General features: G+C 75.2%; 9 protein-coding genes and 1 pseudogene. 8 read left to right on the top strand and 2 right to left on the bottom strand.

The window, feature by feature from the left end:
* Positions 1 to 81 precede the first annotated feature (81 nt).
* A complete protein-coding gene (locus tag HA039_RS05495) occupies positions 82 to 1,017 on the top strand; it encodes a DUF6891 domain-containing protein (RefSeq protein WP_167036268.1) in 936 nt (311 codons plus the stop codon).
* 63 nt (positions 1,018 to 1,080) lie between these two features.
* The gene (locus tag HA039_RS05490; RefSeq protein ID WP_167036265.1) at positions 1,081 to 2,274 is read left to right on the top strand and encodes a lipid II:glycine glycyltransferase FemX; all 1,194 of its coding nucleotides are present in this window, start codon (positions 1,081 to 1,083) and stop codon (positions 2,272 to 2,274) included.
* A gap of 42 nt (positions 2,275 to 2,316) precedes the next feature.
* Here the strand turns inward: HA039_RS05490 and HA039_RS05485 are convergent, their stop codons facing one another.
* Entirely contained in the window at positions 2,317 to 3,516 is a 1,200-nt protein-coding gene (locus HA039_RS05485; RefSeq protein WP_167024575.1) for a PucR family transcriptional regulator, read from the bottom strand.
* A 225-nt stretch (positions 3,517 to 3,741) separates the two neighbouring features.
* Here HA039_RS05485 and HA039_RS05480 point away from each other — a divergent pair, with 225 nt between their 5' ends.
* The 6 genes and pseudogenes from HA039_RS05480 to HA039_RS33810 all read left to right on the top strand — a co-directional run.
* Positions 3,742 to 4,533, top strand: a complete 792-nt coding sequence (locus HA039_RS05480; protein WP_167024572.1) for an ABC transporter ATP-binding protein — start codon at positions 3,742 to 3,744, stop codon at positions 4,531 to 4,533.
* Complete coding sequence (locus tag HA039_RS05475; RefSeq protein ID WP_167024569.1) at positions 4,530 to 5,417, top strand: ABC transporter ATP-binding protein; 888 nt, start codon at positions 4,530 to 4,532, stop codon at positions 5,415 to 5,417. The genes HA039_RS05480 and HA039_RS05475 overlap by 4 nt, the downstream gene beginning before the upstream one ends.
* Complete coding sequence (locus HA039_RS05470) at positions 5,414 to 6,304, top strand: branched-chain amino acid ABC transporter permease (RefSeq protein ID WP_167024566.1); 891 nt, start codon at positions 5,414 to 5,416, stop codon at positions 6,302 to 6,304. The genes HA039_RS05475 and HA039_RS05470 overlap by 4 nt, the downstream gene beginning before the upstream one ends.
* A gap of 61 nt (positions 6,305 to 6,365) precedes the next feature.
* Entirely contained in the window at positions 6,366 to 7,433 is a 1,068-nt protein-coding gene (locus HA039_RS05465) for a branched-chain amino acid ABC transporter permease (protein WP_243869179.1), read from the top strand.
* A complete protein-coding gene (locus HA039_RS05460) occupies positions 7,430 to 8,701 on the top strand; it encodes an ABC transporter substrate-binding protein (protein ID WP_167024563.1) in 1,272 nt (423 codons plus the stop codon). The genes HA039_RS05465 and HA039_RS05460 overlap by 4 nt, the downstream gene beginning before the upstream one ends.
* A gap of 116 nt (positions 8,702 to 8,817) precedes the next feature.
* Positions 8,818 to 9,135 (top strand): annotated as a pseudogene (locus HA039_RS33810) (GNAT family N-acetyltransferase); the annotation flags it as partial.
* A 1,497-nt stretch (positions 9,136 to 10,632) separates the two neighbouring features.
* On the opposite strand, the gene HA039_RS05450 reads toward HA039_RS33810, so the two are convergent.
* Positions 10,633 to 12,897 (bottom strand): AMP-binding protein, encoded by a 2,265-nt coding sequence (locus HA039_RS05450; protein ID WP_167024560.1) that lies wholly within the window; start codon positions 12,895 to 12,897, stop codon positions 10,633 to 10,635.
* Positions 12,898 to 12,964 lie beyond the last annotated feature (67 nt).

The raw sequence follows: 12,964 nt of genomic DNA, 5'->3' as shown, positions 1-12,964 counted from the left end.
GGCCCCGTCATGAGCGCCGTCACCGGGACCGCCAGGGCCGCTGTCAGTGCGGTGTGCGAGAGTCCCCGCATGCTGGAGATCGTGCTGGAGATCGTGGTGGAGACGGACAGGCGGGAGCGGTTCGTCCGGCTGCCCGCGGAAGACCTGGCCGGGCTGGTCCGGCGCATCGGCGGCGAGGGCGACCGGTTCCTGGTCCTCCACCGGATACCCGACCTGCCCGACGTCTTCGCCCAGGTCTGGCACCAGGCCGGCGGGGACTACACGGTGGAGTACCGCGACGGCGCCGCCGACCGCCACTTCCAGGTGATGCTCGACGACCCCGACGCGGTGATCGTGACGCTGACGAGCTGGGCGACGCTCACGGGTTGGGACGATCGAGCGGCCGGCGGCGCCTCCGACCCCGGCTGGACGACGCTCGACATGGGCCCCGCCCCCGAGATCCCGCCGCTCGGCCTCGACGCGCGCGAGCGCGAGGAGCTGGAGACCCGCCTGCGCGAGGTGCTCGCCGGCGGCTACACCACCCGCGCCGAGCTGGCCGAGATCGCCGAGGAGTACCTGGTCACCGCCGACCGCCGGCCCGTGACGCGCGACCAGGCACGCGTCCTGGCCGATCAACTGTGGCTGGAGCGCGTGGCGGAGCAGGCCGACTGGCGGGGCGAGACCGACCCCGAGCGGCTCACCCGCGCCTTCGGGGCGCTGGACCGGGCCGGGATCACCGCCCGCGAGAACTTCACCTGCTGCCGCAGCTGCGGACAGTCCGAGATCGGCGCCGAGGGCGAGCCGGACGCCCGGGGCTTCGTCTACTTCCACACCCAGTGCACCGACTCCGCCGCGGCCGGCCACGGACTGTCGCTGCTCTTCGGCGGCTTCGACGGCTCGTCCGCGACCACGGCGGCGATCGGCCGGGAGGTCGTGGCCGCCCTCGGAGCGGCCGGGCTCCCCGCCGAATGGGACGGCGACCCCACCCGGTCCGTCACCGTCACCCCGCTCGACTGGCGCCGCCGCCTGATCGGGTAGTGGCCCCCCTTCGCGTGTCCGCCCCGCCCCGGCCCGTACGGCACGTATGACTGGACCATGAGCATCAGCTACCGACTGAGGACGATCACCCGCGAGGAGCACCTGGCCTTCGTCCGCGCCAGACCCTCCGCCAGCCACATGCAGGTCCCTTCGTGGGGGGACGTCAAGCCGGACTGGCGGGCGGAAAGCGTCGGCTGGTACGAGGACGGGGCCGGGGACCGGGCCGGCGGCGGGGCCGGGGACGACCGGGCCGAGGGCAGCCTCGGCGAGGCGCGGGATGCCGGACGGATGGTCGGCGCGGGGCTGGTCCTCTACCGGCCGCTGCCCAGGATCAAGCGGTACCTCGCGTACCTGCCCGAGGGCCCCGTCCTCGACTGGTACGCCGACGACCTGGCCGCCTGGCTCACCCCGATGCTCGCCCACCTCAAGGCCCGGCGCGCCTTCTCCGTCAAGATGGGCCCGCCGGTCGTCGCCCGCCGCTGGGACGCCGACGCGCTCAAGGCGGCCGTCGCCGACCCGGCCGCGCACCGGCTGCGGGACGTCACCCCCACCACCACCGACCCCCGCGCCCTGCGGGTCGCCGACCGGCTGCGCGCACTGGGCTGGCGGCAGGGCGAGGACCCGGCCGGGGACGGCTTCGCCGCCGGACAGCCGCGGTACGTCTTCCAGGTCCCCCTCGAAGGACGGTCGCTGGACGCGATCCAGCAGGGCTTCAACCAACAGTGGCGGCGCAACATCAAGAAGGCGGAGAAGGCCGGCGTCAAGGTCGTCCGCGGCGGGTACGACGACCTGCCCGCCTTCTACACCCTGTACCGCGAGACCGCCGAGCGCGACCGGTTCCTGCCCAGGCCGCTGCCGTACTTCGAACGCATGTGGACCGCGCTGACCGCCGAGGACCCCGACCGCATGCGCCTCTACCTCGCCCACCACGACGGGGAGATCCTGTCCGCCGCCACCATGCTCACCGTGGGCGACCACGTCTGGTACTCGTACGGCGCCTCCACCTCCCGCCGGCGCGAGGTGCAGCCCAGCAACGCCGTCCAGTGGCGGATGTTGAGCGACGCCCACGCGGACGGCGCGCGCGTCTACGACCTGCGCGGCATCACCGACACCCTCGACGAGGGCAACCACCTGCTCGGTCTGCTGCGCTTCAAGGCGGGTACGGGAGGCGAGGCCGCCGAGTACCTGGGCGAGTGGGACTTCCCGCTCAACAAGCCGCTGCACAAGGCGTTCCAGCTCTACATGGCCCGCCGCTGAGACCCGCCGCCAGCGCGGGGTCAGCCAGAGGTCAGCCAGAGGTCAGCCCGGGGTCAGCCGGAACGCGTCGAGGGCCAACGTCATCTCGATCAGGTCCCGGGGCCGGGACAGCGACCGGGACGTGAGCTGCTCCAGCCGGCGCAGCCGGTTGAACACCGTGTTGCGGTGGCAGTACAGCCGGGTGGCCGCCCGCCCCGCCGAACCCCCGTACTCCAGCCAGGCGTCCAGCGTCTCCAGCAGGACGGCCCGGTCGGACGGGTCCAGTTCGAGCAGCGGGCCGAAGACGTCCGCGATCAGCCGGGCGGCCAGCTCGGGCTGGCTGACCACCAACGCCGTCGGCAGGCAGGCGTCCAGACGGGCCATCCGCTGGCCGCCCGGCGCGATCGTCCGCAGCGCCGTCTCGGCCAGCCGCCGCGCGAGGCCCAGCTCCGTGAGGCTCTCCACCACCGGGCTGATCCCGCCGGGCCCCGGACAGGGCCGGCCCAGCGCCTCGACCAGCTCGGTCAGGCCCGCCTCCGCCTCCAGCGCCACCACCGCGATCTCGCAGTCGGCCCGCATCCGCCAGAAGAACCGCATGCCCTCCGCGGCGGTGATCCGCTCGAACGGCTCCCGCCCGCCCTGCCGTTCGACCCGGGCCACGACCACCGCGTACCGCCCCTGCTCCGGCAGGTCGAGCCCCGCCGCCGCGCGCGCCGCGACCCCCGGGGCCGCCCGGCCCTCCAGCAGGGCGTCCAGTAACGCCTGCACCCGTTCGTCGCTGCGCCGCTGCATCTCCCGCTCCGTCGTCCGGTACGCCTCCGCGACGGCGGTCGCCTGGAGGTCCACCCCCGACCACATGTGGGACGCCGTGTGCACCAGTAACGGCAGGTCCGCGGGGGCCTGTTCGCCGACGATCCGCAGCAGCTCGTCCCAGACCAGGTAGCCCGCGTGCCGGTAGGCGTGCAGGAGCAGGTCGAGCGCCAGGCCCTGTTCGGCCCGGCGGCGGCCCAGCGCCCTGGCGTACTCCAGGTCCGGCCGGGGCGCGTCGCGCGGCGCGGTGATCGCCTCGATGCCGTACCGCATGGCCCGGTCGATCTGCTGCCAGTGCTCGTCGCGCGGTACGGCCAGGTCGAACTGCAGGGAATGCGCGCGCAGTTCCTCGATCAGCTGGTCGGTGAGGCGTGGTACGCGGTCCAGCAGCGCGCGCGAGGCGCTCTCCAGAACCGACCACTCGCGATCCGTACGCGCTCTGTGGCCACCCATGGCTGGTGAGGATGCCATCGACGGCCCGCCCGGGACAGCCTTCGCGCCGAAGACCTTCCGAACGGTCGTCCGGCGTTGTGCGCGTGCACAACGGGGGCGGTACGCCGCTGGTCATCGGCAGCGATTGTGCGCGGTGTCGTGGACGGTGCCCGTGCCCGGTGTTGTGGTGTGGCTCCGCACGGACGGCCGCCCCCTCGGGCGGCCCGGAGGAACGGAGGCCCAGGGATGACCGCGCTCGAAGTGCGCGCGCTGTCGGTCGGTTACGGTCCGGTGCGGGCGCTGCGCGAGGTCTCCCTCGACGTGCCGCCCGGGCGGATCGTCGCCGTGCTCGGCGGCAACGGCGCGGGCAAGTCCACGCTGCTGCGCGCCATTTCACGCACCCTGGGCTTCCACCGGGGGAGGGCGGGCACGGGCACCGTCCGGTTCGACGGGCGCCCGCTGGACGGGCTCGCGCCGGCCCGGGTGGTGGCCGCCGGGTTGGTCCAGGTGCCCGAGGGGCGGCAGGTGTTCGCCCGGATGACGGTCGCGGACAACCTCCGGGCGGGCGCCCTAGGGGCGCGGGGCGGCCGCAAGGAGGCCGCGGGGACGCTGGCACGGGTACGGGAGTTGTTCCCCGTCCTCGCCGACCGGGCGCACCAGCGGGCGGGGCTCCTGTCCGGTGGCGAGCAGCAGATGCTGGCGCTGGGGCGGGCGTTGATGGCCCGGCCGAAGCTGCTGCTGCTGGACGAGCCGTCGCTCGGGCTGGCCCCGCTGATGGCGGCGCGGATCGCGGAGACGGTCCAGGAGATCAACTCCACCGGTACGTCCGTCCTGTTGGTGGAGCAGAACGCGGCGATCGCCCTGCGCCTCGCCTCGACGGCGTACGTCCTGGAGGTCGGTGAGGTCACCCTCGAAGGGGACGCGGCCGAGCTGGCCGCGTCGGACGAGGTGCGGCGCCGCTACCTGGGCGTGGTCGACGAGACGGCGGCGGCCGACGCGCCCGAGGCGGCCCCGGCCCTGAGGCGGTGGACGACATGACCGACGACCCGCCCCGTAACACCGCCCGGCCCCCGGGCACCGCGCCGCCCGGCGACGGTGGTCCGCCCTCCGCGTCCCCGCCCCGCCTCCCCGCGCTCACCCTTTCCGGCCTCACCGTCCGCTTCGCCGGGCTCACCGCGCTCGACGGGGTGTCCTTCACCGTCGAACCCGGCAGCGTGCACGCCGTCATCGGGCCCAACGGGGCCGGCAAGTCCACCTGCTTCAACGTCCTGTCCGGCGTCTACCGGGCCACCGCGGGCAGCGTCCGCCTCGGCGACACCGAGCTGACCGGCCTCGCCCCGCACCGGATCGCCGCCCTCGGCGTCGCCCGTACGTTCCAGAACCTCGCCCTGCCCCCGCACGCGACCGTCGCCGACAGCATGCTGCTCGGCCGCCACCGGCTCACCCGCGCCGGGTTCCTCGCCTCCGGGCTCGGGCTGCCCTCCGCCGCCGGGGAGGCGCGCCGGCACCGGGCCAGGGTCGCCGAGATCGCCGAGTTCGTCGGCCTCGCCGGTGACCTCGACCGGCCGGCCGGGACCCTCCCGTACGGAAAGCAGAAGCTCGTCGAGCTGGGCCGCGCCCTCTGCATGGAGCCCCGCGTGCTCCTCCTGGACGAGCCCGTCGCCGGGATGACCGCCGACGAACGCCGCCGTACGGCCGCCGTCGTCTCCGGGGTGCGCGACAGCCTCGGCATTTCGATCGTGCTGGTCGAACACGACATGGGGGTGGTGATGCGGCTCGCCGACACGGTGACCGTCCTCGACTTCGGCCGCCTTATCGCGAGCGGCCCGCCCGCGCGTGTCCAGAACGACCCCGCCGTCGTCCGTGCCTACCTCGGCGCGGACGCCGCGCCCGACCCCGCCGACCAGGAGCCGACGCCGTGACCACCTTCATCGAACTCCTCCTCGGCGGCCTCTCCATCGGCTCCGTCTACGCCCTGATCGCCCTCGGCTTCGTGGTCATCTTCAAGGCCACCGAGGTCGTCAACTTCGCCCACGCCTCCCTCCTGCTGGCGGGCGGTTACGTGACCGCCGTCCTCCACGACGACCTCGGCTTCTGGCCCGCCCTCGCCGCCGGCATCGCGGGCGCGGCGGTGGTCGGCTCCGCCGTCGAGTTCCTGGTGATGCGCCGCTACCGGGGCTCCGACCACAGCGTCCTCGCCATCGTCACCATCGGCGTCGACATCCTGCTGACCACCGAACTCACCCGCCGCCTCGGCACGGACGTGCTCGCCCTCGGCGACCCCTGGGGCGACCGCGTCCTCACCTTCGGCGGGGTCACCCTCGCCCAGACACGGGTGGCCGCGTTCGTCGCCGCCGCCCTGCTCATCACCGCGTTCCTGCTGGCCTTCCGCCACACCAGCTGGGGGGTGGCCATGCGCGCGGCGGCCGAGAACCCGACCACCGCCGCGCTGATGGGCGTTCGGCTCGGCCGGGTGTCGCTCTCCGCGTGGGCGGTCGCGGGCGCGCTGGCCGCCGTCGCCGCGCTGTTCCTCACCGTCTTCCCGACCCCCGGCCTCGAACGGGCCACCTCCCTCGCCGCCCTCAAGGCCTTCCCCGCCGCGATCCTCGGCGGGCTCGACTCGACCACGGGCGCCCTGGCGGGCGGGCTGATCGTCGGGGTCACCGAATCGCTCGCCACCGGCTACCAGAGCGATCTGGCCTTCCTGGGCCGGGGGATCGGCGATCTCGCGCCCTACCTGGTGATGGTGGCCGTCCTCCTCGTCCGGCCCGCCGGGCTCTTCGGCACGAAGGAGCCGGCCCGTGTCTGACATCCGGTCATCTGACGTCACGTCAAAGACCCTCAGAGGAAGGCGATCCGGGCTCCTCCGGGTGCCCTCCGGCCCCCGCCCCTACCTCTGGGCCGCCGCCACCGTCGTCCTGCTCGCCCTGCCCTTCTACGCCGACCGCTTCTGGCTCCAGGCGGGACTGTTCGCGATGGCCGCCGCGATCGGCGCCATCGGCCTCAACCTCCTCACCGGCGCCACCGGCCAACTCTCCATGGGGCACGCCTTCTTCCTCGCCGTCGGCGCCTACGGCTACTGCGTCCTCGCCGGTGACGGCCGCGCCGAGAACGGCCACCGGCTCGTCGGCCTCGGCCTGCCCACCTGGCTCGCCGCCGTCCTCGCCGTCCTCCTCGCGGGCCTGGCCGGCGGTCTGTTCAGCCCCATCGCCGGGCGGCTGCGCGGCGCGTACCTGGGCATCGCCACCCTCGCCCTGATCTTCATCGGCCAGCACCTCCTGTTCAACGCCGGTGACCTGACCGGGGGGTTCAACGGTCGCGCCGTCCCCCCGCTGTCCGTCTTCGGCATCACCTTCGACGACACCGAGACCGTCGTGGCCGCCGTCCCCTTCCACTCCTCGGAGAAGCTCTGGTACGCGGGCCTCGCCGCCCTCCTCGCGGGCGGCCTCTTCGCCCGCGGCGTGCTGCGCGGCCGGCCGGGGCGGGCCATGAACGCCGTCCGGGACCACCGCGTCGCCGCCGGCGTGATGGGCGTGCCGGTGGCCCGCTACCGCGCCGCCGTCTTCGTCCTGTCCTCGATGTACGCGGGCCTCGCCGGAGTCCTGCTCGCCCTCCTCTTCCAGCGCACCGTGCCCGACTACTTCGGCATGGTCCTGGCGCTCGAATACCTCGCGATGATCGTCATCGGAGGCCTGGGGACCGTCGCGGGCGCCGTCGTCGGCGCCGCCTTCGTGTCCCTGCTGCCCCAACTCCTCACCCACTACAGCGACAGCCTGCCGCTGGTCTCCGACCCCGGCACCGGAGGCCTCGCCCCCGGCGAGGCCTCCCGCTACCTGTACGGCGCCGCGATCGTCGCGGTGGTCCTGTTCCTGCCCGGCGGTCTCACCCGCCCGACTCTGTCCGCACGGTCCGCACGGTCCTCACGGGAGAAGACATGACCCCATCAGCCCGCCCCACCCTGAAGGGCGGCGCCGCGCTCCTGGCCGCCCTGGCCCTCGCCCTCACCGGATGCAGCGGCAAGGCCACCGAGAAGGACACGAAGAGCGAGGACGCCGGGGGAGTACGGACCGGCGTGGGCGTCACCGCGAAGACCGTCAAGCTCGGCGTGCTCACCGACATGACCGGGGTGTACGCGTCCCTCGGCAAGAGCGTCACCCAGGCCCAGCAGTTGTGGGCGAAGCAGACCAACGCGGCCGGCGGGATCTGCGGCCGTACGATCGAGCTGACCGTCCGCGACCACGGCTACGACCCGCAGAAGGCCGTCGCCGCGTACAACGAACTCGCCCCGGGCGTCCTCGGCTTCGCCCAGTTCATCGGCTCCCCGTTCGTCGCCGCCGTCGAACCCCGCATCGACGGCCAGGACAAGGGACTGGTCCTGCCGCAGGCGTGGTCGGCCTCACTCCTCGGCAGCCCGTACGTCCGGGTGATCGGCGCGACCTACGACGTCGAGACCATCAACGCCGTCGACTACCTCCTCGCGGAGAAGCGCCTCGCCAAGGGCGACAAGCTCGGCCACGTCTACTTCGAGGGCGACTACGGCGAGAACGCGCTGGAAGGCTCCAAGTACGCCGCCCAGCAGGCCGGGTTGACCGTCGTCGAGCAGAAGATCAAGCCGACGGACAACGACATGTCGGCGCAGGTCGCCGCGCTCAAGCGGGCCGGCGTCAAGGCGGTGGTCGTCAGCGCGGGCCCCCGCCAGGCCGCCTCCCTCGTCGGCGTCGCCGCGGCCACCGGCTTCCAGGTCCCCGTCATCGGCAACAACTCCGCCTTCGCGCCCCAACTCCTCGCCACCCCGGCCGGACCCGCCCTGATGAAGGACTACTACGTCGCCTCCTCCACCCTCCCCATCGGCTCCACCGAGGCGGCGCCGGCGAAGCTCGCGAAGGAGTACGCGGCGGCCTACCCCGAGGACGTCCTCGACAACGGGGTCGTCGCCGGATACACCGCCGCGCAGGTCTACGGCGACGTCCTCAAGAAGGCCTGCGCCGCCAAGGACCTCACCCGGGAGGGCGTCGGCAAGGCGCTGCTCACCGTGACCGCATACCGCAGCGGCTTCGGCATCACGCACAACTTCTCCGACCCGGCCGCGCCCTCCACCCGCGAGTCCGTGATCATGAAGCCGGACGACAAGGTCCCCGGCGGCCTGCGCGTGGTCCGCCCCGCCACGGTCTCCCCGGCGGCCGAGTCCTTCCAGGTGGGCGGCTGACCGGGCCCCTCGCACACGGTCCACGCACCACACGGTCCACGCACCACACGGTCTACTGTCGGGGCGTGCGGATACGGAACGCCCGCCCCGACGAGGCCGGGGCCCTCAGCGCGCTGATGCTGCGCTCCAAGGCGCACTGGGGCTACGACGCGGCCTTCCTGGCGGCCTGCCGGGACGAACTGACCCTCACCGCGCACGAGATGGCGGCCCGGCGGGTCGTGGTCGCGGAGGACGCGCGGCCCGGTGAGCCCGTCGGGGTCGCCTCGCTGGAGGGCGAGGCCCCGGACGGCACCCTCGGGCTGCTCTTCGTGGAGCCCGCCCTGATCGGGCGCGGCATCGGCAGGACGCTGTACGCGCACCTCCTCGATACGGCCCGCGCGGCCGGCTTCACCCGGCTGACCGTCCACGCCGACCCGCACGCCGTCGGCTTCTACCGCGCCCTCGGCGCCCGGCCCGTCCCCGGCGGCGGCGCCCTGCCCCGGCTCCGGGTGGAGCTGCCCGCCCGCGCCGGGTGGCTGCACGCCTGGACCGGGGGACGGCGGACCGTGCACCTCGGCAACATCGCCGCGTTCCAGGGCCAGTTCGGCCCGGTGACCCCGGCCGGACTGCGGGCGGCCGGGCACTACGCGTGCCTCGCCGCGCTGATCGGCCCGCACCCGGCCGCCGTGGTGCTGCCCCGGACCGTCCCGGCCAGCTGGGTCGGCCTGCTCGCCCGCCAACTGGCCTGGGAACACGTCGAGATGTACGACGACCTCGGCGACGACCCGGCCGCCGCCGTCCTCGCCCGCCCCGCCCTCGCCGCCCGGCTGCGCGCCCTGGACGCCCCCTTCGTCGCCTGGGGCCACACCACCGCCTCCGCGGAACTGTCCGGCGCCCCGCTCCCGCCGGGCGCCCTGCGCCACGAGTCCAAGCACGCCTCCCACGCCCTCTTCACCGCCCTGGCCCCCGCCCACCCGCACCTCACCGTCCCCGCGCAGTGGCACGCCCCCGGCCGCGCCGCCGCCGCACGCCGCGTCGCCGCGCGGGCGCTCACCGGAGCGGGCAGCGTCGTCAAGACCGAGCACGGCGTGGGTGGTTCGGGCACTCGCGTGGTCACCTCCCCGCGCCACCTGGTGCCCGCGCTGCGCGCGCTGCCGCGCGGACCGCTGCTCGTGGAGGAGTACCTGACCGGCACGGAGCCGCCCAGCGATCCCACGTACGACGGGGTCGTGGACGTGGCGGGCGCGGTGCACACCGTCGGTGTCGGCGCGATGGACGTGCACGGCACGGCCTACCAGGGCGTGACCGTGGGCCCGGGCACCGTGCCCGACCGGGCGGAGGCGACCGCACGGGCCTTCGGCGAGGCCGTCGGCCGGGAGCTGGCCGCGAGCGGCTACCGGGGCTGGTACGACGTCGACTTCGTCGCCGCGCCGGGCGGCCGGCTCGCCCCCACGGAGATCAACCTCAGGCTCACCGGCCCCTCGGTTGCTTTCATGGTGAAGGCCCGCCTGGACGAGACCCGGGGCGGCGCCCACGTGGTGCGTTCCCTCGATCAGATCCCCCTGGGCGCCCGCCTCCCGGACGCCGAACTCATCGCCTGGCTGCGCGACCTGACGGCCGTTGCACCGAGACCGGAGCGGTCCTGCTCCCCTCGATCCCCACCGCCGCCTTCGAACCGGCGCCCTGGATCGGCGTGTTGCTGGCCGCCCGCACGCCGGCCGCTCTCGACGCGGCCGAGGCCCTGGTCCGTACGGCGGCCCAGGATCTCGGCCGGATGTTCACCGATCAGGGGTGAGGCTCCGGGGCCGAACGGCCCGCCCGGCTCCGGGGCGTGGCGTCGAACCGCCGCGCGGTGGCCGGCAGGCACGTCGCGCTACGGGCCGCACGCCCGAGTGGCGTCCGGGCCGACTCCTCGCCGGGACGGGCCGCCGGAGCCCGCGTGCGCGCCGCCCCTACTTCTCCATGGCCCTGGCCCCCGGCGCCCGCCGCACCGCCCACAACGCGACGAGCGCCGCCGCCAGCATCAGCGGCACGTTGAAGGCGTACACGAGCGCCGCCTGACGCTCCCAGTCGCGTTTGGCGGCCAGCCGGTAGAAGTTGTCCTGCGGCCACCACGCCACCAGGAGCCAGACGACCGCCAGGTGCGCCCAGGTGGTCAGCGCCCCGGGACCGCCCCGCCGCACCATCCCGCGCCGCCCGGCCACCAGGAACCCGGCGCCCACGCCGAACGCCACGCCCTCGATGACGTACAGCAGCCCGAAGAGCCCGCTCCACGGCCCGGGGATCCCCGTCCTGTCCGTGGCGCCCGGCCAGAAGACGTCGGTCAACGCGAACGTGAGGAAGCAGGCGACCACCCCCACGACGCCGCCCGCGACGAGGTGCCCCGGCACCCGCTCCCCGCCGTCCCCGCCCTTGCCGACGGCCCGGGAGGCGCCGGCCGGCAGGGGCAGGGGCAGGGCGCCCCGGTCGACCTTCCCCGCCGCGTTCCTGGGCAGCGTCCGCAGCCGGACCACCAGGTCGGGCACGTCGCCGGCCGGGACGAGGCCCGACAGCCGGGCCTTCACGGACGCGACCGTCGGGGTGGTGTCCCCGGCCGGGACGACAAAGGCGACGAGCCGCTGTCCGGTACGGCCCCGCTCGCCCGTGACGACGGCCGCCGCGACCTCCGGGTGACCGGTGAGCGCGGCCTCGACCCGGTAGGTGTCGACCGTCCGGCCCGCGATCGTGACGCGGTCGGCCAGCCGCCCCCGGAACTCCAGCGGCCCGCCCGCCTCCCGCCGCCCCGCGTCCCCCGTCGCGACGGCGTCCCCGCCGCCCGGCGGCGTCAGCACGATCTCGCCCTTGCGCACCTCCGCCGTCCCGCCCGGGTACGGCACCCCGAGGTACGCCACCCGCTCCGGGTCGGCCACCGGGCCGGTCAGCTGCGCGGGCTCGAACCACGTGCCGCACCCGGCCACCTCGGCGGTCCCGTACACCGCGAGCACCCGGGCGCCCGGCACCGGAAGGAGCCCCTGGAGCCGCAGCTGCTCGCCGAGGGGCAGCGGCTCACCACCGACGAGCACCAACCGCAGGCTGCGCGCCCCACCCGCCACCAGCCACGCGGCCCCCACAGGACCAACCTCAGCAACGCTGACACCCTCGACAACCCCAGCCACCCCACCACCAACCGCCCCGACGCCCGCCGCCCCGCCACCGACCGCCCCGCCACCGGCGGATCCGGCGCCGACCGACCCGCCGCCAACCGACCCGCCACCAACCGCCCCGGCGGAGGCGGATCCGGCGCCGACCCGCCCGGCGTCGGCCGACCCGGCGTCAGCGGACCCGGCGGAGGCCCGCCCGCCGCCGACCGCCCCGCCGCCGGCGGATCCGGCGCCGACCCGGCCGGCGTCGGCCTGCCCGGCGCCAGCGGACCCGGCGGACGCCCGCCCGCCGTCGGCCCGCTCGGCTCCCGCCACCTCGCCGGCCCGAGCAGCCGCCTCCGCGCCCGCCCCTGCGGCCACGCCCGCACCCGAGCCCGCGCGCGCCCCCGCGCCCACCCCCAGCACCAGCGCCGCGCCCGAGCACAGTGCCCGTATCCACGCGCCGGTGAACTCCGTCGTCTCCGGCCGCGCGAAGGTCAGCAGCCGGTCCTCCCGCGTGAGCCCGTACACCCCGGCCCACGCGCCCTGCGCGGCGCGCAGCAGGCCGTGCCCGCACGTGACCGCCTTCGCCTCCCCGGTGGTCCCGGCCGTGAAAAGCACGGTCGCCGCGTCACCCGCACCGCCCGCCACAGCCCCGCCCCCGACGCTGCCCGCGCCGACCCCGTCGTTCTCCTCCCCGTCAAGGAGAACCGTGGGCCGCCCCTCGCCGTCGTCCGTCGCCGCCAGCAGCTCCCGGTGCGTGAGGACCGCCCCGGCCCGCACGACCCCCAGCCGCCGCGCGATCTCCCGGCGCGGGGTACCGGGCGCGATCACGGTGTACGCGTACCCCGCCTTGAGCACCGCCAGCATCGCCACCAGCGCGTCGGGCAGCCGGTCGGTGATGACGGCCAGGGTCGCCCCCGGCGGCGGAAGCCCCCCGGCCGCCGCGAGACGGGCCGCCAGCCGGGCCGCCAGCCGGGCGGCCGCGGAGTCCAGCTCCGCGTAGGTGAGCCGGACCGGCCCGGCGATCACCGCCGTGTGCCCGGGCGCCCGGCGGACCTGGTCCTCGAACAGCTGATGTATCGATCCCCCTACCATCCGCTGATCATTCCAGAGCCCGCGGAGGCGTGGAAGGCCACGCACACGAAGGGGCCCGGGTGCGAAA

Source organism: Streptomyces liangshanensis (genome assembly GCF_011694815.1).
GTDB classification, from domain to species: Bacteria; Actinomycetota; Actinomycetes; order Streptomycetales; family Streptomycetaceae; genus Streptomyces; species Streptomyces liangshanensis.
Note: the sequence above shows the minus strand (reverse complement) of the source record. Positions and strands in the feature narration are given on the sequence as shown.